Below are 277 nucleotides of genomic sequence, written 5' to 3' on the forward strand. Positions count from 1 at the left end.
TCTATGCAGCGTTCGGCAGCAAGGCCGCATTCTTCAAAGAGAGCCTAAGGCTCTACTCGGCCACCGTGGTGCCGCTGGACCGCTTCCTGATGCCGGGTGCAGCGCCGATGGCGGCGCTTGGCGACATGCTGCGAGCTGCGGCGCACGCTTATACCACTAGTCCGCAGCGGCGTGGTTGCCTGATCCTTGAACACGCAAAAGCAGGCACAACGGATTGGGGCATCGCAGCCAAACAAATTGCGGGAGAAAACCGCAACAGGGTGGCGGAATTTCTGGA

Annotated in this window: 1 pseudogene; it reads left to right on the plus strand. The window is 60.6% G+C overall.

The window, feature by feature from the left end:
• A pseudogene (locus AC0IYH_RS31360) lies at nucleotides 1–277 on the plus strand (hypothetical protein); the annotation flags it as partial.

This window comes from Pseudomonas sp. AC463, from assembly GCF_979253585.1.